The sequence below is a fragment of the Rhodococcus spongiicola genome, from assembly GCF_004011835.1.
Lineage (GTDB): Bacteria > Actinomycetota > Actinomycetes > Mycobacteriales > Mycobacteriaceae > Prescottella > Prescottella spongiicola.
Window position 1 is genome coordinate 105,469 of the sequence record NZ_RKLN01000002.1, and the last position, 20,363, is coordinate 125,831.

Consider the following 20,363-nt stretch of genomic DNA (forward strand, 5'->3'; position numbering starts at 1 on the left):
GTGATTTGCCCGAGGGGCTGGCGTTGAGTGAGCAGGGTGTGTTGTCCGGTACTCCGACGGCCGCTGGGACGTTCGAGTTCACGGTGACCGCATCGAACGGGGTTGGTGACGATGCGGTCCTCGAGGCCGCTCTAGAGATCGGGCAGGCTCCGGAGATCTCCGGTGCTCCGGCCGGTGGGGTGGTCGGCCAGCCCTATGAGCACACGTTCACGGTGTCCGGAACTCCGGCACCGACGGTGGTGGTGACCGCTGGTGATTTGCCCGAGGGGCTGGCGTTGAGTGAGCAGGGTGTGTTGTCCGGTACTCCGACGGCCGCTGGGACGTTCGAGTTCACGGTGACCGCATCGAACGGGGTTGGTGACGATGCGGTCCTCGAGGCGGCCATCGGCGTCACGGCCGAGACCGATCCGGGAGCCGGTTCGTTGGGCAGCTTGGTCGGGAGCTGATCCGCGGGACATGGCTTCGGCGTGGTTGCTCGGCCGGTCGGAGCGAGGGTGCCGAAGACGCAGATGCCTCTGTCGGCCCGGGCTAACTTTGCTTCGCTCGACGGAACGAACTCCGCGGTGAGCGACCGGTATGTATGTTTTGTCGGAGTGGCCGCCTTCCGCGGCCACTCCGCCCCTCGGGGGGTGCGGGATACCGGAAGGGCACATCACCATGATCACCATCATTGGTCCGTCACCCTCACGAGTGAGACTGTCGCGGTTGTCGGCGGCCTTCGGTGGCACCGTTCTCGCCGCAGCCACAATCCTCACTACTGCTGTCGGGTCGGCGGCCGCCGATGTCGTCACCGACACAATCCCAGTCCCGGAGGGACCGTCCGAGATTGCGATCACTCCGGACGGTGCCCACGCCTACGTCACCCAACAGCACAGTGACTCTGTGTCGGTGATCGCTACTGCCACCAACACCGTCATCGACACCATCTCATGGGGCGACTCACCGAATGGGGTGGCGATCACCCCGGACGGTGCGCACGTGTACTACACCAACATGATCCGCGACTCGGTGTCGGTGATCGATACCTCCACCAACAAGGTCATCGCCGACGTCCCGGTCGGCGGCTCACCTCCCGCTGTGGCGATCACCCCTAACGGTGCCCTCGCCTACGTCACTAACTCGTCGGACGACGAAGTATTGGTGATCGACACCGCCACCAACACGGTCGCCACCACCGTCCCGGTCGGTCAGGTGCCGTTCGAGCTGGCGATCACCCCTGACGGGGCCTTCGCCTACGTAGCCAACATGGTTGGCGACTCGGTGTCGGTGATCGACATCGCTACCAACACGGTCGTCACCGCCGTCCCGGTAGGTGACCAACCGGTCGGGGTGGCGATCACCCCGGACGGTGCCCTCGCCTACGTCACCCACCAGGGCGATGACTCGGTGTCGGTGATCGATACCTCCACCAACACGGTCGCCACCACCTTCCCTGTGGGCGGCCGACCGACTTCGGTCGCGATCACTCCGGACGGAGCCCTCGCCTATATCACCAACTTTGACGACGAATCGGTGTCGGTGATCGATACCTCCACCAACACGGTCGCCACCACAATCGCGGTCGGCGACCGACCGTCCGGAGTGGCGATCACCCCGAACGGCACCCACGCCTACGTCACCAACTGGTTCGAGAACACGGTGTCGGTGATCGAGGTCGGTATACCAGCCTCCATCACCGGTGCACCGGCTGCCGGTGTCGTCGGCGAGGTGTACGAGCACCTTTTCGAGGTGACCGGTACCCCGGCACCGGCGGTGGCGGTGACCGCTGGGGATTTGCCCGAGGGGCTCACATTGAGCGAGCAGGGGGTTCTCTCCGGTAGCCCGACGGTCGCCGGGACGTACGAGTTCACTGTGACCGCATCCAACGGGATCGGTGACGACGCGGTCCTCGAGATCACTGTCGACGTCACAGCCCAGACGGATCCGGGAACCGGTTCGTTGGGCAGCTTGTTGGAGAGCTTGGCCGGGAGCTGATTCGCGGGTGATGCAGCCGACGCCGTCACCTGCGACGCCGTCATTCGGCCGTCCAGGACCGGGATACGCACTCGGGTTGCTACGCGAGGGGCACCCAGCTCGTGATCACTTGACTCGATAGGACGGGGCGGTCCGTAGACTGCGCAGGTGCTGATCGAGGACTGCGACGCGCTCGGTGAGGCGATTCCAAACAAGATCCAGTGGCTGGTGGGTTCTTCTCTCACCACGGTTTTGGCTGGCGGTTTCCCGGGAGGCGTTCGGTGAGCGAATCGGTTCCCCCGGGTGGCCCCGTCGCGTGTTCCGTGTTGTCCGCGGACGAACCCCTCCCCGGGACTGCGGTGCATGTCACCGGGTGGGTGTGCATCGAGTACCCGGGTGCGTGGGGCCGCGACGTGCTCGACGGGACGGCGCTCGGTGCGGAGTTGGCCGCCGAACTGTCCAGGCGGGCCGACGCGGCGGCTGTCCGCATCATGTTCATCCGCCGCCCCGGGCGGGACGAACAGACGCGTGACGGGCGGACGGTACTGCTGGCGAACTCGGACCCCCGCCACTCGTGGTGCGAGCGGCTCGTGATCGGGGAGATCTCGGAACTACTGGACATCGACCTGTCTCGGGTCGCCGGCCCCGCCCCCGGTCTCGGGGAACCGGTGGTCGAACCGGTCGTGCTGGTGTGTGCTCACGGTAAACGCGACCGGTGCTGTGCGGTGCTCGGACGTCCGGTCGCGGCCGAGTTGGCTGCGGAGTTCGGCGACGCCGTGTGGGAGTGCTCGCACACCGGCGGCCACCGGTTCGCACCGTCGATGATCCTGCTGCCGAGCGGCGTGACGTACGGCCGGCTCGCCCCGGCCGAGAGTGAGCTGGCGGTGCGGGCGGCCACGGCTGGCGAGGTGTATCTGTCGGGCCTGCGTGGTCGCAGCTACTGGGCCCCGCGCGGACAGGCCGCTGAGGTATTCGTGCGGCATAGCGTGCGTGCCGGTGTGGACGACCTCTCGGTCGACGATCGGGGTCCCGATCCGGTCGTGACGCATCGCGACGGCCGCCGCTGGCGGGTCATCGTGCAGCAGCGCGAGCTCGAAGCCAGGCCCACCAGTTGCGGCGCCGACGCCAAGCCGGTACGCCCGGTGGTGGCGGTGGACATGCACGAACTTCCTGCCGGAATCCCTACAGGGAGTTCGTGATCGAACGTCGTCAGTTGATCAACGCAGTCGGGTCACCAGTGCGTGCCCGGAATCAGTCGACCGAGACGGCGGACGATCCGGGCCGCGGACTCGGCCGGGCCGGTCGGCCGCGGCGTGACCGATGGTGTCTCGGGAGCGGGTTCCGGCTTGGCTGCGCTACCTTCCCCGCGCGCCGCGGGTGAATCGGGGAACGCGTGATAGAAGGCGGAGAACATGCGGTCTTTCATCCGCGGCATGAAGATCCCGCCGAACTCGAAAAACGTTCCGATCGGGGCGTCGATTCGCTTCGGCTTCTCGATCAACGCGCGGATCACCATCGCGGCCGCCTTCTCGGGGCTGGCAGCGGGACCGGTGTTGTAGTGGCCGGTCGGTGCGATCATCGGGGTGCGCACGAGCGGCATGTGGATGGTCGTGAAGGTGATCCCGTCGGAGAGGGTCTCGGCGGCGGCGACGTCCGCGAAGCCGTCGAGGGCCGACTTGCTCGCGATGTATCCGGCGAAGCGCGGCGTACGCGCCTGGACACCGGCGGTGCTGATATTGACGATGTGGCCGAAGCGGCGCTCACGCATGTGCGGCAGCAGCGCCAATACCAGGCGGACCGCGCCGAAGTAGTTGACCGCCATCGTTCGTTCGAAGTCGTGTAGGCGGTCGGTCGACCGGTACAGGCCGCGTCGAATGGACCGGCCCGCGTTGTTGACGAGCATATCCACGTGACCGTGTTCGGCCAGAATGGATTTGATGGTGTGGTCGACGGCCTCGGTGTCGGTGATGTCGCACTGGTAGGCGAACGCGGATCCGCCGCTTTCGCGAATCTGGGACACGACGGCCTCGAGCTCGTCGCCGCGGCGCGCGAGTAGCAGCACCGTGGCGCCTTTTTCAGCCGCCATGATCGCGGCCGAACGACCGATACCGGACGAGGCCCCGGTGATGATCACGTGCCGGTTGACGAGCGGGCCGGCCGGATCGTCACGGCGGGCACGGTCCGGGTCCAGATGCTCGTACCAGTACGTCCACAGCTTCGATGCGTACGACGGGAACGGTGGCACCGATATTCCACTGTCCTGCAACGCCTCGCGAGTCCGGTCGACTGTGAATCGGGACGGCACGGTGAGGTGGTCGAGGATCACCGGTGGGATGCCCATCCGGCGCAGGACCGTGTCGCGGATTCTCCGGGCCGGTGCCGGAGGGCTCAGCAGGGGGCGGGCAGTGGCCGCCGGCAGGTCGGCGATCGGGGTCGGCGCGTGCGCGGCCTTCGCGAGTGCAGCAAAGATCTGACGGACCGGCTGTGGCTCGGGGGAGACGAGGTGGAAGGTCTGCGCGTCGAGGTCGGGACGCAGCATCAGTTCCACCATCGCGTCCGCGACGAAGTCCACCGGAACGATGTTGGTGTAGCCGAGCTTCGGGACGGCGACCGGCAGCGCAGCCGGCAGTTTCGCCAGCGCGGCGAGCAGAGGGAAGAACAGGTAGGGGCCGTCGACCTTGTCCATCTCGCCGGTGACCGAACTGCCGACCACCGTCGAAGGGCGGTAGATCCGCCACGGCACGTCCGACTTGCGAACCAGACGCTCGGCCTCGAACTTGGTGCGGTGGTACGGCGTCGGGAAGTGCTGCCCCAGGTCGAAGTCGTCCTCGGTGAAGCGACCGTGGTGATCGCCCGCCACCGCGATCGACGAGACGTGGTGCAGGGTTGCGCCGAGTCGGGACGCGAGATCGATCACCGCCCGGGTCCCGTCGATGTTCGTTCTCGCCTGCTCCTCGCCGGCGGTCAGATCGTAGATCGCGCCGAGGTGCACGACGTGGTCCGCGGCCGGTGGGTCGGCCTCCAGCCCCAGGTCCGGTTCGGTGAGATCGCCGACGAGGGCGTGTACCCGGTCGCCGCCCGTCCAGTGGTCCGCCATGCGCTCGAACTTCGAGAGCGAGTCCGGCCGCACCAACACGTGGACCTGCGCCGACGGGTCGCGGTCGAGCAATCGCTCGATCGTGTGCCTGCCCAGGAATCCCGTGCCGCCCGTGACGATGTAAGTGGCCATACCTCCGGAACTTACTGGAAAGTAAGTTGCATTGCTAGAGGGGCCGGACACGATCTCGATGGCCGTATTGCCACTGTCTGGTAACGATGCGAACCAGCGCTTCCAGCTCTTCTCGCCGTCCAGGCCCGCTCGAGACCCACCATATGGCATAATCGAACACAAGTTCGAATGATGTGCCTTCCCCTCCGCATCTTCCCAGGTAAGCAGGCCGCGAGAGCTGGACGGGGTGGGGCAGATGGGCTGGGGCAACGGTCCGCCGACGTGGTCGGAGATGGAGCGGGTGCTGTCCGGGCGCCCGGATCGACGGGAGGGGCAGTTCCCGGGCGACGGTGGCGACAGCCCGGCCTGGTCCCGCAAGCGGGGCGCCTACCTGGCCGATGGTGTGTCACGGCCGGCTGGTGCCACCGTCCCGTACGCGGAACTGCACACCCACTCCGCCTTCAGCTTCCTCGATGGCGCCAGCCCGCCCGAAGAGTTGGTGGAGGAGGCGGTGCGGCTCGGCCTGGACGCGATTGCCCTCACCGACCATGACGGGATGTACGGCGTGGTCCGGTTCGCCGAGGCTGCCAAGGAACTCGGCATGCGGACGGTGTTCGGGGCCGAGTTGTCGCTCGATGCCGCGCCGCGCACCGGCGCCCCCGACCCCGACGGCACGCACCTGCTGGTGCTGGCCCGCGGACAAGAGGGGTACCGGCGGCTGTCCCGGCAGATCGCGGCCGCACACCTCGCGGGCGGGGAGAAGGGCAAGCCCCGCTACGACTACGACGCGCTCACCGAGGCGGCCGGCGGGCACTGGCAGGTGCTCACCGGTTGCCGCAAGGGGCATGTGGGCAGCGCGCTCGCCGCGGGCGGACTCGACGCCGCCGAGGCGGCGCTGCGCGATCTCGTCGACCGGTTCGGTGCGGACCGGGTGACCGTCGAACTCACCCACCGCGGGCTGCCCGCGGACGATGAGGTCAATGCGCTGCTCGCGGAACTCGCGGTGAGACAGGGCCTTTCCGTCATCGCCTCCACAGCTGCACACTTCGCCGGTCCGTCGCGTCGACGGCTCGCAATGGCGATGGCCGCGGTGCGGGCCCGACAGAGCCTCGACGAGACCGCGGGCTGGCTCGCGCCCACCGGAGGCGCGCACCTGCGGTCCGGGGCCGAGATGGCGCGGCTGTTCGCCCGCTATCCGGAGGCCGTCGCGGGGGCGGCCGAGTTGGGGCTCGAGTGCGCATTCGACCTGCGTCTCATCGCGCCGAAACTGCCGCCGTTCGACGTCCCACCCGGCCACACCGAGGCGAGTTGGCTCCGCGAGTTGACCATGCAGGGGGCGCGACGGCGCTACGGTCCGCCGCCCGAGAGCCCGGCCGCGTACGAGCAGATCGAGCACGAACTCGGGATCATCGAACGCCTGGACTTCCCCGGCTACTTCCTCGTCGTCCACGACATCGTCTCGTTCTGCAAGGACAACGACATCCTCTGCCAGGGAAGGGGATCGGCCGCCAACTCGGCGGTCTGCTACGCGATCGGCATCACCAACGTCGACCCCGTGCGCAACGAGCTGCTGTTCGAGCGGTTCCTCTCACCCGAGAGAGACGGCCCGCCCGACATCGACGTCGACATCGAGTCCGACCGCCGTGAGGAGGCCATCCAGCACGTCTACACCAAGTACGGCCGGGAGTACGCCGCTCAGGTTGCCAACGTCATCACCTACCGCGGCAAGTCGTCGGTGCGGGACATGGCGCGGGCGCTCGGGTTCTCGCAGGGGCAGCAGGACGCGTGGAGCAAACAGGTCAGTCGCTGGACGGGCGTCGGCGGCGAGACGGGGACGGACATTCCCCCGGCCGTCCTGGAGCTGGCCGCCCAGATCGAGGGCTTCCCACGGCATCTGGGCATCCACTCCGGTGGCATGGTGATCTGCGACCGCCCCATCGCCGACGTGTGCCCGGTCGAGTGGGCACGCATGGAGAATCGCAGCGTCCTGCAGTGGGACAAGGATGACTGTGCCGCAGTGGGATTGGTGAAGTTCGATCTGCTGGGTCTCGGCATGCTCTCGGCCCTGCACTACATGATCGACCTGGTCGCCGAGCACATGGGCGTCGAGGTGAACCTGGCGCAACTGGACCTGTCCGAGCAGGCGGTCTACGAGATGCTGCAGCGGGCCGACTCGGTGGGTGTGTTCCAGGTGGAGTCGCGGGCTCAGATGGCGACGCTGCCGCGCCTGAAGCCCCGGAACTTCTACGACCTGGTGGTGGAGGTCGCTCTGATCCGGCCCGGCCCGATCCAGGGCGGCTCGGTGCACCCCTACATCCGGCGCCGGGCCGGCCGCGAACCCGTCACCTACGACCATCCGTGTCTCGAGAAGGCGTTGAAGCGCACGCTGGGGGTGCCGTTGTTCCAGGAACAGCTCATGCAGATGGCCGTCGACGCGGCCGGGTTCACCGCTGCCGAGGCCGATCAGTTGCGGCGTGCAATGGGCTCCAAGCGGTCGCCCGAGAAGATGGAACGGCTGCGCGGGCGCCTCTACGACGGCATGCGAGAGTTGCACGGCATCACCGGTGAGGTCGCCGACCGGATCTACGAGAAGCTGTACGCCTTCGCCAACTTCGGCTTCCCCGAGAGTCATTCGCAGTCCTTCGCGTCGCTGGTCTTCTACTCGGCGTGGTTCAAGCTGCACCACCCCGCGGCCTTCTGTGCCGGACTGCTGCGGGCGCAGCCGATGGGTTTCTACTCGCCGCAGTCGCTCGTCGCCGACGCCCGCCGGCACGGGGTGCGGGTGCGCGGCGCGGACGTGAACGCGAGCCTCGCGGACGCGACGCTCGAGGAACACGGCACCGAGGTGCGGCTGGGGCTCGGGGAGGTGCGCGGCATCGGTACCTCGCTCGCCGAACGCATCGCCGCGGCCCGGGAGCAGGACGGGCCATTCACGTCGATCCTGGATCTGACCGGGCGGGTCGAGCTGAGCGCCGCACAGGTCGAGTCCCTCGCGATGGCCGGTGCGCTCGGGTGCTTCGGGCTCTCCCGGCGTGAGGGGTTGTGGGCGGCCGGCGCGGCGGCGGGGGAACGTCCGGACCGGCTGCCGGGGACGGGTGCGTCGACCCACGCGCCCACCCTGCCCGGCATGAGCGCTCTCGAACTCGCCGCCGCCGACGTGTGGGCCACCGGAATCTCGCCGGACAGCTACCCCACGGAGTTCCTGCGTCCGCAACTCGACGCGCTGGGAGTGCTCCCGGCGTCGCGGCTGTTGGACGTGCCGGACGGGGACCGGGTGCTGGTCGGGGGCGCGGTCACGCACCGGCAGCGGCCGGCGACCGCCTCCGGGGTGACCTTCATCAACCTCGAGGACGAGACCGGAATGGTCAACGTCGTGTGTTCGGTCGGGCTGTGGGCGAGGTACCGCAAGCTCGCGACCGGCGCTCCGGCGCTGCTGGTGCGCGGGCGGGTGCAGAATGCGGAGGGCGCCGTGACGGTTGTCGCGGACCATCTCCAACTCATGGACCTGCGGATGTCGAGCAGGTCGCGAGACTTCCGCTGAGAGCAGTCTCACATCCTCCAGATACCCCCTGGGGTATGGTTGTGCGAAACGTCGAGGAGGTAGCTCGTGAAGGTTGTCATCGTCGGAGGTGTCGCCGGTGGAATGTCCGCCGCCACCCGTCTGCGCCGTCTGGACGAGTTGGCGGAGATCATCGTGTTCGAGCGTGGCGCACACGTATCGTTCGCGAACTGCGGTCTGCCGTACTACGCCGGCGGGGTCATCGAGGACCGGGACGAGCTGCTGCTGCAGACCCCGGAGAGTCTCGGAGCCCGCTTCCGGCTGGACGTCCGCGTGCGCAGTCAGGTCGTGGCGATCGATCCCGGCGCGCGCACCGTCACGGTCGAGGACCTCGAGACGGGCGACCCCTACGTCGAGAGCTACGACGAGCTGATCCTCAGCACCGGCGCGAGCCCCGTCGTGCCGCCCCTGCCCGGGGCGGACCGCGCCCTGACCCTGCGCGACGTCGAGGACGTCGACCGCCTGGTCGCGGAGATGGCGTCGGCTCGCAGCGCCGTAGTCGTCGGTGCCGGGTTCATCGGCATCGAACTGGCCGAGAACCTGCGGCGCCGCGAACTCGACGTCACCGTCGTCGAACTCGCCGATCAGGTGCTCGCCCCACTCGACCCCGAGATGGCGGTCCCCGTCGCGGACCGGCTGCGCGAGAACGGGGTACGCCTCGAACTCGGCACCGAGCTGGCCCGCATCGACGAAACCACGGCGGAGCTGGACGGCGGGCGTACGGTTCCGGCGGACGTCGTCGTCATGGCGATCGGCGTGCGGCCCGAGACGGCGCTCGCCGAGATGGCCGGGCTGGTGTCCGGCGAGCGCGGCGGTATCGCGGTCGACGATCAGATGCGCACCTCGGTTCCGCACATCTTCGCGGTCGGTGACGCGGTCGAGAAGCGCGACGTCGTCGGCGGCAACGCCGCGCTGATCCCGCTCGCCAACCCCGCGAACCGGCAGGGGCGTCTGGTGGCCGACGTCATCGCGGGCCGGCCGGCGCGGGCGAAGGCGTCGTCGGGCACCGCGGTGGTCGGTGTCTTCGGGCTGATCGCCGCGGCGGCCGGCTGGAACGAGAAGCGGCTGCGCGCGGCGGACCGTCCCTACCGGGCCATCCACACCCACCCCCACTCGCACGCCGGGTACTACCCTGGCGCGCAGCAGATGTCGATCAAGCTGCTGGTCGATCCCGAGACGGACGGCATCCTCGGCGCCCAGGCCGTCGGCGGCGAAGGGGTCGACAAGCGGATCGACGTCATCGCGACGGCGATGGCCGGCGGAGTCACCGCGTCCGAACTGGCCGACCTCGAACTGGCGTACGCGCCGCAGTTCGGTTCGGCCAAGGACCCGGTGAACATGCTCGGCTACATCGCCGACAACCTGCGCACCGATTCCATCCGTGCGGTCCAGTGGCACGAACTCGACGCCCTGCTTGCCGACGGTGCTTTGCTCGTCGACGTTCGCACCGCCGACGAGTTCGCGGACGGCCCCATTCCCGGGGCCGTCAACGTTCCGCTCGACGAGCTCAGGGAACGCGTCGGCGAACTGCCGGTCGGGGATCTGATCGTGCTCTGCCAGGTGGGTCAGCGCGCCCACGCCGCGGTGTGCCTGCTCGAACAGCTGGGTCGGCCCGCGGCGAACCTCGACGGCGGCTACCAGACGTGGGACGCCGGACGGCGTGCGAACGCGCCGATTGTCGTGGCGCGTAGCTGATACCACCTGAACCCGGTTGAAACCGAGCGGTTCTCGGCCGGGTTCTCTTTCGGGCCCCTATATACCCCCACCCGTATTTTCGATTGGACGGAAAGGTAACTCTATGACCATCACCGGACAGCAGCAAGAGAAATCGCTGCCATCCACCGAGTCGGTCGGCGGGCCGCTGGCCCGGCTCGGTGCGACGATGGCCGACAACTTCCGCTGGGTGATCACCGCGTGGCTCGTGCTCGTCGTCGCCCTCGGCGCCGCCGCGCCATCGGTGTTCGGCTCGCTCGCCGGCGCCGGCTGGCAGGCCAACGGCTCCGAGTCGGTCCAGGTGCGCGAACTCGCACAGCAGCACTTCGGCGGCAACGCGTCGTCGGCCATCCAAGTCGTCGTCCACTCCGACACCAAGCCGCTCGACGACCCGGCCGTCCAGCAGGTGCTCGGCGAGGCGACCGCGATCCTGAGCGCCGATGCGCGTATCGACGAGGTGATCCCGCCGCAGCCCGGGATGACAGTCAGCCCGGACGGGCGCACCGGCATCCTCGTTGCGGGGGCCAACGCGAACACCGACGACATGGTGCGTGCGGTCGACGATCTCGGCGGTGACCTCGAGGCGCTGTCCGGCGACGGCATCGAGGTCTACCCGACCGGTGCGTCGGCGCTGTGGAGCGACTTCAACCACGCCAACCACGACGCGATGATCAAGGCGGAGATGATGTCGTGGCCGGTCACGCTCGCCATCATGTTGCTCGCGTTCGGCTCGCTCGTCGCAGCGGGGCTCCCGCTGCTGCTGACCCTCGCCGGGCTGGTGGCGTCCGCCGGTGGCCTGGTGCTGCTCAACGAGATCACGCCGATCTCGGTGTGGGCGATGAACTTTGCGATGATGTTCGCCCTCGCTCTCGGCATCGACTACGCCCTGTTCCTCGTCGTCCGCTTCCGGGACGCACTTCACGGGAACGCGAACGCGCGACTGGCGGTCGCCGAGACCATGGACACCGCCGGCAAGGCCGTGCTGCTGTCCGGTCTGACGGTGCTGGTGAGCCTGTCGGCCGTGCTGCTGGTGCCGGCACCCGCGGTCCGGACGATGGCGGTCGGCATCATGCTCGCGGTCGTGTTCGTGCTCGGCGCGACGCTGACCCTGCTGCCCGCGGTGCTCGGCAAGCTGGGCCGAAAGGTCAACGCCGGCTCGCTGCCGTACGCCAAGAAGCAGCAGAACCAGGTCGGCGGTTCGCCGCTGTTCACCAAGTGGGGCAAGCTTCTCGACCGGCACCCGTGGCCGTTTGCGCTCGCAGCGGTCGGGATACTCATCGCCATGGCGATCCCGGTCACGGGGCTCAAGGTCGCGATGCCGTCGATCCAGGTCGTTCCCGAGGACGCCGCCGTGCGCCAGGGCTACGAACTGGTGCAGGAGCAGATGGGCGTCGGTGCGCCGGGTGCGCTGCAGATCGTGGTTCCGGTCTCCGATGCGCAGGCCGTCGCCGATACCGCCGCGACGGTCGACGGCGTGGCCGCGGTGACGCCCGCGATGCCGGCCATGGACGACTCGAACCTCGTTATGATGCAGGCGATTCCGACCGTCGACCCGTCGGATCCGGCGCTCGGTGACACTCTCGGCACCCTGCGGGCCGAACTGCCCGACAGTGCACTCGTCGGTGGCGCGCCCGCGGAGAACCTGGACCTGCAACAGACGCTGAACGACTACTTGCCGCTGGTCATCGGCGTGATCCTGGTGCTGGGCTTCCTACTGCTCCTCGTGGCGCTTCAGGCGCCGCTGGTCTCCCTGATCGGCACCGTCGTGAGCCTGCTCTCGACTGCCGCCGCGTTCGGTGCGGCCAAGCTGATCTTCCAGGACGGGCACCTGTCCGAGCTGCTCGGCTTCACCCCACAGGGATTCCTGGACGGTTGGGGTCCGGTGTTCTTCTTCGCGATGATCTTCGCGATCGCGATGGATTACACGGTGTTCTTGCTCTCGACCGTCAAGGAGCACTACGAGACGACCGGTAACGCGCGCAACGCCAAGATCGCCGGCATGGCGCATTCCGGGCGGGTCATCTTCGCGGCCGCTGCCGTCATGGTGGGTGTGTTCTTCAGCTTCGCGCTGGCCGAACCGCTACCGCCGAAGGAGATGGGCATCCTGCTCGGCATCGCGGTTCTGCTCGACGCCGTGCTCATCCGCCTGGTGCTGCTCCCCGCACTGCTGCGGTTGACCGGGGACGCGGCCTGGTGGTCGCCGAACTGGCTGCGTAGGGCACTGCCGAAAATCAGTTTCGCGCACGGCTGATCCGAGGGGGCTGTGACCGTAGGACCTCGGTCACAGCCCCCTGGGCGGATACCCCTGAGGGTAATCTCGGGATCAAAAGAGGAGGTAGCACATGACCGGGGACGAAGAGAGCATCACGCAGGTGCTCAACCGCCTGCGCCGCGCGCAGGGACAGCTGGCCGGAGTGATCTCGATGATCGAGAACGGCCGCGATTGCAAGGACGTCGTCACGCAGTTGGCGGCGGTCTCTCGCGCCCTCGATCGGGCCGGATTCAAGATCGTCGCGACGGGACTGCGTGAGTGCCTCGCCGGGGACGGCAAGGCATCGGAGCCGCTGAGCGAGGAGGAACTGGAGAAGCTGTTCCTGGCGCTTGCCTGAGCGCCGGAGCCCAACGAAAGACCGGCACAACCAACAACTGGAGCCCAAGGAACGACCGTAAGGAGTCAATGATGGACCTGGGAATCTCAACCCGCCTGAACACTGCGTTCGACGACGCCGTCGCCAAGACACGCGCCGCGCTGCAGGAGCAGGGTTTCGGTGTCCTCACCGAGATCGACATGCAGGCGACGTTGAAGGAGAAGATCGGCGCCGACATGGAGCGCTACGTCATCCTCGGTGCCTGTAACCCCCAGCTCGCGCATCGGGCGGTCGGTGTGAACCGGCAGATCGGTCTGCTGCTGCCGTGCAACGTCGTCGTCCGCGACGACGGTGAGGACGTCGTCGTCGAGGCCATGAACCCGGCGATCATGGTCGAGGTGACCAAGGAGCCCGAGCTCGACGCCGTCGCCGCCGAGGCGACGACCCGTCTCGAGGCCGCCATCGCCGCCCTGGCCTGATCGCGATCGGCCGATCCGGATCACACCGGAGCCGGTAGCGCCCGGATCCGAACCCGGTGGGCGGTGTGCACGGCCACCACACACCAGGCGACGACGAGGGCGCACAGCAGCCCGGCCGACAGCAGACGCGCGAGCTCTAGGTCGCCCGCGGTACCGAATGCTGCCATCCCGACCGCGCACGCGCCGACGGGGAACGTGAAGCTCCACCAACTCATCGTGAAGGTGAGCCCCTGACGGAACGCGCGCACCGTCACGACGCCGAGCGCGGAGAGCATAACGATCATGATGGTCCCCATCACCAAGCCGTAGCCGAGGCCGAAGGCGTGCAGCGCGTGCGCGCCGCGGTCGCCGACTGTGTGTCCCGCGGCGGTACCGAGCAGATTCGAGGCCGCGACCGATTGGCCGACGACGCCGACGGGGATCCACATGGTCGGCAGGGCTTGCAGCGGCGGCAGTCCGCGCTCGTTGATCCGGCGGCCAACCATGGCTGCGATGACCAGGGCAAAGACCAGCGCGAGTGTGAACAGCGCGTAGCAGCCGGCGAGCATCGCGGCGCGTGGCCATCCTTCCGGCAGGTGGTTCACCAGCGCGGCGCCGGTCGCCGCCGAGACCATCGGCGGCACCACCGGCATCAGCCAGGCCGGGGTGGGGTTTCCGCGATCGTCACTCGCCCGCAGCCTCATCGCCATCGCCGCGCACGTCAGCAGGCCCCCGACAGTGCCGGCCGTCCAGAGTGCCCCCGCAATCGTGAAGGCGACACCACTGGCGATCAGGGTCGACCCCACCGCAGCCGTGCCGGCCCCGACGGTGAGAGCCGCCATCGGCACAGCCCCGTAGAACGGGAACATCGCGGCGCTGCGTGCGTACCCGCGGGCGTGGTCGGTGTGCCGGACCCAGTGGAGGGCGAAGGCGGTCGCGAGCACCGCCAGCAGCACTGCGGAAAGGATCCAGAACGTCAGCGCCATTCCACGTCGGCCGGGCAGGTCCATCGGCAGCGACGCCGTGGCGACGGCGACGATGCCGGTACCCATCACCACGGCGAACCAATTGGGGGTCAGGTGAGCCAAACGTGAAGCAGTAGGCATGAATACGACTCTTGTGTTCCATCGCGAGCTGCGGTAGATGCCTCGGGGTGGATAGGGTACAAATTCGGTTTGTGGGTCTAGCCTTGTGGTATGCCGCTTTCGAACCGTGTGCCGGAACTCGCCGCGCTGGAAGTGCTGATCGCGGTGGGTCGGCTCGGAAGTATGGGCGCGGCCGGACGTGAACACGGATTGAGTCAGCAGGCGGTCAGCGCGCGTGTGCGCTCCGCCGAGCGTCAACTTGGGATCCGGGTGTTCGACCGCGGTGCCGGCGGTGTCCAGCCCACCGCCGAGGGGGCGCTGATCCTCGAATGGGCCTCGGCGATCCTCGACAGCGCCGAGGAACTGGCCTCGGGCGTCGCGGCGGTGCGTGGTGAACTGGACGCCAACCTCACCGTCGCCGCCAGCATGACCATCGCCGAGTACCTGGTTCCCGGGTGGACCGTCACGATGCGACGTAAGTGCCCCAATGTCGTGACATCGGTACGGCTGTCGAACTCCACCGAGGTCGCCGCCCAGGTGCGGGCGGGTGACGCCGATCTCGGGTTCGTCGAAGGCCCCGTCGTGCCGAACGGGCTGCGCTCGGTCGAGGTCGCGCGGGACGAACTGGTCGTGATCGTGCCGCCCGGCCACAAGTGGATCCAGCGGGCGCCGATCGCGGTGACCGAACTCGCCGAGACTCCGCTGATCCAACGTGAACCCGGATCGGGCACCCGCATCACACTCGAACACGCGGTGCCCGGCTGCGTCGAACCGATTCTCGAACTGGGGTCGTGCACGGCGGTGAAGGCGGCCGTCGTCGCAGGCAATGCACCCGCGGTCGTCTCATCACTCGCGGTAGAGGCCGATCTGAACGACGGTCGGCTCGCATCCGTCGAGGTCGAGGGGCTGTGCATGCCGCGTCGGCTGCTCGCGGTATGGGACGAGTCCCGGGGGCTGCGGGGCGCGGCCCGCGACTTCCTCGACATCGCCCGCGGTGCGGGCTAGACGACATCGCCCGCGGTGCGGGCTAGACGACACCGCCCGTGCTTCGGGCTAGACGCCCCCGGCGAACCCGTGCTGTCGCCACGCTTCGTAGGTGACGACCGCGGCCGCGTTCGACAGGTTCAGTGACCGCCGTCCCGGGACCATCGGGATCCGCACCTGCGCAGTGACGTGCGGATCGGTGAGCACCTGTTGCGTCAACCCCGTAGGTTCGGGCCCGAACAGCAGCACGTCCCCTGGCCGGTAGGCGATTTCGGCGTACGGCGTCGAGCCGTGCGCCGTGAACGCGAATACCCGGTCCGGCTGCAGCGCCGCCCACGCCGCGTCGAGGTCCTCGTGGACCGTCACCGATGCCAGGTCGTGGTAGTCGAGTCCTGCACGGCGGAGTTTCGGTTCGGACAGGTCGAACCCGAGCGGCCCGACGAGGTGCAGTTCGCACCCGGTGCCCGCGACCAAACGGATCGCGTTCCCGGTGTTGGGTGGGATGCGAGGCTGGTGGAACATCACCTTGAACACAACGAACTGTAACAAACCGGGCATGGCGGCTCCGCTGGAGAACGGCCGTGGTCTCGGCAGGCAGCGCGAAACGCCGGGAACAGACCAAAGGCCTGTCAGAGCCTTGCGACCCACGTCATGGGCAGGAAGGCTCAGTGGAAGGAGGCGAAGTAGATGAAGGCACTTGTCTGCGGAGCCGGCCTCGCGGGACTGACCCTGGCGCACCGGCTTTCGGTGCTCGGCGTCGAAGTGGTGCTGTTGGAGCGCGCGCCGGGGCCACGGACGCAGGGTTACATGATCGATTTCTTGGGGCCTGGCTACGACACTGCCGAGGCGATGGGCCTGCTACCAGCCGTTCGGGAAGTGGCGTACTACCTCGAGGAAGCCACCATGGTCGATGAGGGTGGTCACCGCCGGGCGAGCCTCCCAATGGCTCTGTTGGCTCCGGGCCCGCGGCTCGATGTGATGCGGCCCGACCTCGAGCGTGTACTGCGCGAATCGTTGCCGCCCTCGGTGGAACTGCGATTCGGCGTCGGCCCGGTCGCGGTCGAGGACCGGGGCGGTTCGGTTCGGGTCATCCTGGACGACAGTTCGGAGCTCGATGTCGACCTTCTCGTCGGTGCCGACGGACTGCACTCGACTGTGCGGCGGCTGACCTTCGGGGATGAGTCTGAATACCTGCGCTACTTGGGTTTTCACACAGCGGCCTTTACCTTTCCGGACGACGAGCTCAATGAAGCACTCGCCGGCCGCTTCTGGATGACCGACACCGTGGACCGGTTGCTGGGCCTGTACGCGTTACGCGACAAGCGTGTTGCCGTCTTCGCCATTCACCGCAGCCCGGATCCCACCGTGCCCGACGATCCCCGTGCGGCGCTTCGCGAAACCTACAGCGGAATGGGCTGGCTGGTGCCCCAGATACTGAGCAAGCTTCCATCTCCGTCGGAGATCTACTACGACCAGGTTGCACAAGTCTTGATGCCGAACTGGTGCAAAGGCCGGGTCGTGCTCGTGGGCGACGCCTGCTTCGCGGTGTCGGTGCTCGCCGGCCAGGGCGCGTCGATGGCCATGGGTGGCGCCTACGTGCTGGCCGATCGATTGTCGCGCACGGCATCGATCGAACAGGCGCTGTCCGGCTACGAGAAGCTGTGGCGGCCAGTGGTCGAACGAACTCAGCGGCAGGGCCGCTGGTCGGGCGGCTTCTTCGTACCCGGATCACAGCGATGGCTGTTGGCACGGCGTGCGGTGCTGCGGGCGCTGCAGCTACCCATCATCGACCAAGTGGCAAGCGCGGCAGCGGCTCGGGCCGGTGAACCCATTGACCTGATCCCCGTGCTGCACCGGAGTCAATCGACGGCGGCGGGACCCTGACGCCCAACGATTTCGAGACGAGAAACGATATTCGAGAAACAAGATCAGAGTGCGGTGGCGAGTTTGTCGAGGGCCATCGAGTGTCCTTCGCGGGTGCCGGCGATCATGTCGTCACCCACGAACGAGCAGATCTGCGAGACCACGGTGACTTCGGTCCCGTCGTCGTTCGGATCGAGGCTCCAGGTCACCAACGAGATCGCAAGTGGTTCCGCGTCCAGCGATATCGTCTCGCTGTAAACCAAACGAACACCCTCCTTGATATCGAGGTAGCGGACTCGCCCGGTGAGTTCTGCCTGACCGACGGGCCCGCATCGGAAGTCATCCACCCCGTCCACTTCGAACGAGGTGCTTGTGTACACGACTTCGTGCCCCTCGGGTGCCGTCCAGGAAGCACGACGCTCAACGTCTGCGTAGGCCGCGAAAATCTTGTCGGGCGACACCGGATAACTGCGTGCGACCTCCACTGTGCTGTGGCTCAGAGTGGGAGTGCTCATCGGGGTCCCTTCTGGTTGGTCTGATCTGTCGAGTCGGCGGCTGTCAGGACAGCGACCACCTCGTCGAGCCGGTCCAAACGTGCCTCATAGCGATTCCGCCTGCTTGCCGACCACCGCTCGAGGCGTGCAAGTCCGTCTTGGAGTAGTTCGTGCACCCTGACCCTTCCGACCTTGCGTGATACGACCAGATCGGCCGATTCGAGGTGCTGCAAGTGTTGAACCACCGCGGCCAAGGACATCTCGAGCGGTCCCGCGAGCGCCGATGTGGTTGCAGGCCCGTAGGCCAGACGCGTGATGACGTCGCGCCGGGCGGGATTCGCCAGCGCTTTGAAGACTGCATCGATGTCATCGGGCACGCGGTCATCGGGCACGCGACAACTCTAGGCACAGGTACCGGTGACAGTCAAGTAATCACTTAAGTATTTAGGCGCCGCACCGTCGGACCTACATCCGGTCGAAATTGCCGGTGTTCGAGGGCAGGATGGGAAGCATGGCGGGAGAACTGTTGGAGATCGTCGGAGAGGACTTCTCCGACGCGGGCCTTCCTCGACAGACCTGGAGCCGACAGCACTACACCGAGTGCTCGTTCCGGGACGCCGACCTGCACGGATTGCGCACCGAGTTCACGGTGTTCAGCGGGTGCGATTTCACGGGCGCCGACCTCGTCGATTCGCACCACTTCTCGAGCGCCTTCCGTTCCTGCATGTTCACTCGGACATCTTTGGGGCACAGCCGCTTCCGGGGGACAAGTCTGCTCGGATCGGTCTTCGTCGACTGCCAGTTCCGGCCGATGCTGATCGACGAGGCCGACCTCACCCTGGTGTCGATGGTTGGTGCCGACCTGCGGGGCGTCGACTTCATCGATTCACGGCTCCGGGACGCCAACCTCGTGCAGGCCGACATGCGCGGCGCGAACCTACGGTCCGTAGACCTGTTCGGTGCACGCGTCGAGGGTCTGCGGCTCGACGGGGCCGACCTGCGCGGCGCGCACGTCGATCCTGGGCTCTGGAAGGCCGCCAGCCTCGACGGCGCTCATGTCGAACAAACTCAGGCGGTGGCGTACGCGACCGCGCGCGGACTCGTCGTCGAACCAGCTGTGACGCTCAGCGGGCGGTAGCACGCGATCGTGGCGGCGTCGGACGGCGGCCAGGTTGGACCCGCCAGATTGGACGATCGTCGGTACGACGCGTGGACCGTGGATCCGGAGCCGGTGTCACGAGGCGACCATTGCCTGGAACAATGGTCGCCGTGACTGCGACGATTCTCGATGGCAAGGCAACCCGCGACGAGATTTTCAAGGACCTCGAGGCCCGGGTGTCGGCCTTGAAGGGGAAGGGCATCACACCCGGTCTGGGCACCATTCTCGTCGGCGACGATCCTGGATCCGCGGCGTACGTACGTGGCAAGCACAACGACTGCGCCAAGGTCGGAATCACCTCGATCCGCCGGGATCTGCCGGCTGACATCACGCAGGCCGAACTCGAGGCCACGATCGACGAGCTGAACTCCAACCCCGAATGCACCGGCTACATCGTCCAGCTCCCGCTGCCGCGGCACCTCGACGAGAACGCCGCGCTCGAGCGCATCGACCCCGGTAAGGACGCCGATGGCCTGCACCCAGTGAATCTGGGCCGCCTCGTCCTCGGCAAGGAGGCGCCGCTGCCGTGCACCCCGCGCGGCATCGTCCACCTGTTGCGCCGCTACGACGTCCCGATCGCCGGCGCACACGTTGCTGTCGTCGGACGAGGAGTCACCGTCGGTCGCCCGATCGGCCTACTGCTGACCCGCCGCACCGAGAACGCCACGGTCACGCTGTGTCACACCGGAACCCGTGATCTCGCCGCGCAGGTGCGGCAGGCCGACATCGTCGTCGCCGCGGCCGGTGTGCCCGGACTGATCAAGGCCGACATGGTCAAGCCCGGGGCCGCGGTCCTCGACGTGGGCGTCAGCCGCACCGAGGACGGACTCGCGGGTGACGTCGCAGACGACGTTCGTGAGGTCGCCGGATTCATCTCGCCGAACCCCGGTGGCGTCGGACCGTTGACCCGGGCGTTCCTGCTCACCAACGTGGTCGAGCGGGCCGAGCAGCTAGCCGGCTTGGACGGCAACCAGAGCTAGGACAGCCAATGACCCAACCCGTGATGCAGTTCGCGCGCCGAAACCTGCCGATGCTGGCCGTCCTCCTCGTGGTGGCGGCCGCATTCGCGCTGGTGCTCGCCGACCGGTGGCGGCGTGGCGCCTTCGTCCTCGGTGGAGCCATGCTTCTCGCGGCGTTTCTGCGGGCGGTGTTGTCACCGGAGCGGGTGGGATTGCTCGCGGTGCGCGACAAGGGGTTCGATGTCGTCGCCATGACCGCAGTAGGCGCGGCGATCATGGCGCTGGCGGCATCGATCGACCCGCTCGGCACCGACTGATGTGACCGACGGGTCGCGAGGGT

General features: G+C 67.7%; 18 protein-coding genes. 13 read left to right on the forward strand and 5 right to left on the reverse strand.

Going from position 1 to position 20,363, the window contains the following annotated elements:
- From EF834_RS18165 to EF834_RS05235, 3 genes are all read left to right on the forward strand, one after another.
- Positions 1–446: putative Ig domain-containing protein (locus EF834_RS18165; protein ID WP_164874074.1), on the forward strand; the 446-nt coding region annotated here is incomplete at its 5' end.
- Positions 447–657: 211 nt separating this feature from the next.
- Complete coding sequence (locus tag EF834_RS05230; RefSeq protein WP_164874075.1) at positions 658–1,974, forward strand: beta-propeller fold lactonase family protein; 1,317 nt, start codon at positions 658–660, stop codon at positions 1,972–1,974.
- Positions 1,975–2,234: 260 nt separating this feature from the next.
- Positions 2,235–3,152 (forward strand): sucrase ferredoxin, encoded by a 918-nt coding sequence (locus tag EF834_RS05235; protein WP_235871011.1) that lies wholly within the window; start codon positions 2,235–2,237, stop codon positions 3,150–3,152.
- 32 nt (positions 3,153–3,184) lie between these two features.
- Here EF834_RS05235 and EF834_RS05240 read toward each other — a convergent pair whose 3' ends face one another.
- Positions 3,185–5,182 (reverse strand): SDR family oxidoreductase, encoded by a 1,998-nt coding sequence (locus EF834_RS05240; RefSeq protein WP_127946186.1) that lies wholly within the window; start codon positions 5,180–5,182, stop codon positions 3,185–3,187.
- Positions 5,183–5,417: 235 nt separating this feature from the next.
- Here EF834_RS05240 and EF834_RS05245 point away from each other — a divergent pair, with 235 nt between their 5' ends.
- The 5 genes from EF834_RS05245 (at position 5,418) to EF834_RS05265 (ending at position 13,500) form a co-directional block, all read left to right on the forward strand.
- Positions 5,418–8,702, forward strand: a complete 3,285-nt coding sequence (locus EF834_RS05245; protein WP_127946688.1) for an error-prone DNA polymerase — start codon at positions 5,418–5,420, stop codon at positions 8,700–8,702.
- 66 nt (positions 8,703–8,768) lie between these two features.
- Positions 8,769–10,415 carry an FAD-dependent oxidoreductase gene (locus EF834_RS05250; RefSeq protein ID WP_127946187.1) on the forward strand — a complete coding sequence of 549 codons (1,647 nt, stop codon included), beginning with the start codon at positions 8,769–8,771 and terminating at the stop codon, positions 10,413–10,415.
- A gap of 103 nt (positions 10,416–10,518) precedes the next feature.
- Positions 10,519–12,684 carry an MMPL family transporter gene (locus tag EF834_RS05255; RefSeq protein WP_127946188.1) on the forward strand — a complete coding sequence of 722 codons (2,166 nt, stop codon included), beginning with the start codon at positions 10,519–10,521 and terminating at the stop codon, positions 12,682–12,684.
- Between the two features lie 91 nt (positions 12,685–12,775).
- Positions 12,776–13,042, forward strand: coding sequence for a metal-sensitive transcriptional regulator (locus EF834_RS05260; RefSeq protein WP_127946189.1), 267 nt, complete (start codon positions 12,776–12,778; stop codon positions 13,040–13,042).
- Between the two features lie 71 nt (positions 13,043–13,113).
- Positions 13,114–13,500 carry a DUF302 domain-containing protein gene (locus EF834_RS05265; protein WP_206615182.1) on the forward strand — a complete coding sequence of 129 codons (387 nt, stop codon included), beginning with the start codon at positions 13,114–13,116 and terminating at the stop codon, positions 13,498–13,500.
- Between the two features lie 20 nt (positions 13,501–13,520).
- On the opposite strand, the gene EF834_RS05270 is transcribed toward EF834_RS05265, so the two are convergent.
- Positions 13,521–14,585 (reverse strand): TDT family transporter, encoded by a 1,065-nt coding sequence (locus EF834_RS05270; RefSeq protein WP_127946191.1) that lies wholly within the window; start codon positions 14,583–14,585, stop codon positions 13,521–13,523.
- 90 nt (positions 14,586–14,675) lie between these two features.
- Between EF834_RS05270 and EF834_RS05275 the strand changes: the two genes are divergently transcribed.
- Complete coding sequence (locus EF834_RS05275) at positions 14,676–15,569, forward strand: LysR family transcriptional regulator (protein WP_127946192.1); 894 nt, start codon at positions 14,676–14,678, stop codon at positions 15,567–15,569.
- Positions 15,570–15,617: 48 nt separating this feature from the next.
- Here EF834_RS05275 and EF834_RS05280 read toward each other — a convergent pair whose 3' ends face one another.
- Positions 15,618–16,082 (reverse strand): tRNA (cytidine(34)-2'-O)-methyltransferase, encoded by a 465-nt coding sequence (locus EF834_RS05280; protein WP_127946689.1) that lies wholly within the window; start codon positions 16,080–16,082, stop codon positions 15,618–15,620.
- A gap of 153 nt (positions 16,083–16,235) precedes the next feature.
- Between EF834_RS05280 and EF834_RS05285 the strand changes: the two genes are divergently transcribed.
- On the forward strand, positions 16,236–17,432 hold the full coding sequence (locus EF834_RS05285; protein WP_127946193.1) for an FAD-dependent monooxygenase: 1,197 nt from the start codon (positions 16,236–16,238) through the stop codon (positions 17,430–17,432).
- A 44-nt stretch (positions 17,433–17,476) separates the two neighbouring features.
- Here the strand turns inward: EF834_RS05285 and EF834_RS05290 are convergent, their stop codons facing one another.
- Together EF834_RS05290 and EF834_RS05295 are read right to left on the reverse strand one after the other, a co-directional pair.
- The gene (locus tag EF834_RS05290) at positions 17,477–17,926 is read right to left on the reverse strand and encodes an SRPBCC domain-containing protein (RefSeq protein WP_127946194.1); all 450 of its coding nucleotides are present in this window, start codon (positions 17,924–17,926) and stop codon (positions 17,477–17,479) included.
- Complete coding sequence (locus EF834_RS05295; protein ID WP_235871012.1) at positions 17,923–18,297, reverse strand: ArsR/SmtB family transcription factor; 375 nt, start codon at positions 18,295–18,297, stop codon at positions 17,923–17,925. Before EF834_RS05295 ends, EF834_RS05290 begins: the two co-directional genes overlap by 4 nt.
- Before the next feature lie 110 nt (positions 18,298–18,407).
- Here EF834_RS05295 and EF834_RS05300 point away from each other — a divergent pair, with 110 nt between their 5' ends.
- The 3 genes from EF834_RS05300 (at position 18,408) to EF834_RS05310 (ending at position 20,340) form a co-directional block, all read left to right on the forward strand.
- Positions 18,408–19,043 (forward strand): pentapeptide repeat-containing protein, encoded by a 636-nt coding sequence (locus tag EF834_RS05300; protein WP_127946195.1) that lies wholly within the window; start codon positions 18,408–18,410, stop codon positions 19,041–19,043.
- A gap of 131 nt (positions 19,044–19,174) precedes the next feature.
- Entirely contained in the window at positions 19,175–20,044 is an 870-nt protein-coding gene (locus EF834_RS05305) for a bifunctional methylenetetrahydrofolate dehydrogenase/methenyltetrahydrofolate cyclohydrolase (protein WP_206615183.1), read from the forward strand.
- A gap of 8 nt (positions 20,045–20,052) precedes the next feature.
- Positions 20,053–20,340 carry a DUF3017 domain-containing protein gene (locus tag EF834_RS05310; RefSeq protein ID WP_127946197.1) on the forward strand — a complete coding sequence of 96 codons (288 nt, stop codon included), beginning with the start codon at positions 20,053–20,055 and terminating at the stop codon, positions 20,338–20,340.
- The last annotated feature ends 23 nt before the right edge of the window (positions 20,341–20,363 follow it).

Bases quoted from the DNA above. Each gene is read 5' to 3' on its own strand.
- EF834_RS05230 (WP_164874075.1), top strand. From the start codon at position 658: ATGATCACCATCATTGGTCCGTCACCCTCACGAGTGAGACTGTCGCGG.
- EF834_RS05240 (WP_127946186.1), bottom strand. From the start codon at position 5,182: ATGGCCACTTACATCGTCACGGGCGGCACGGGATTCCTGGGCAGGCAC.
- EF834_RS05245 (WP_127946688.1), top strand. From the start codon at position 5,418: ATGGGCTGGGGCAACGGTCCGCCGACGTGGTCGGAGATGGAGCGGGTG.
- EF834_RS05255 (WP_127946188.1), top strand. From the start codon at position 10,519: ATGACCATCACCGGACAGCAGCAAGAGAAATCGCTGCCATCCACCGAG.
- EF834_RS05260 (WP_127946189.1), top strand. From the start codon at position 12,776: ATGACCGGGGACGAAGAGAGCATCACGCAGGTGCTCAACCGCCTGCGC.
- EF834_RS05265 (WP_206615182.1), top strand. From the start codon at position 13,114: ATGGACCTGGGAATCTCAACCCGCCTGAACACTGCGTTCGACGACGCC.
- EF834_RS05270 (WP_127946191.1), bottom strand. From the start codon at position 14,585: ATGCCTACTGCTTCACGTTTGGCTCACCTGACCCCCAATTGGTTCGCC.
- EF834_RS05275 (WP_127946192.1), top strand. From the start codon at position 14,676: ATGCCGCTTTCGAACCGTGTGCCGGAACTCGCCGCGCTGGAAGTGCTG.
- EF834_RS05285 (WP_127946193.1), top strand. From the start codon at position 16,236: ATGAAGGCACTTGTCTGCGGAGCCGGCCTCGCGGGACTGACCCTGGCG.
- EF834_RS05290 (WP_127946194.1), bottom strand. From the start codon at position 17,926: ATGAGCACTCCCACTCTGAGCCACAGCACAGTGGAGGTCGCACGCAGT.
- EF834_RS05300 (WP_127946195.1), top strand. From the start codon at position 18,408: ATGGGAAGCATGGCGGGAGAACTGTTGGAGATCGTCGGAGAGGACTTC.
- EF834_RS05310 (WP_127946197.1), top strand. From the start codon at position 20,053: ATGACCCAACCCGTGATGCAGTTCGCGCGCCGAAACCTGCCGATGCTG.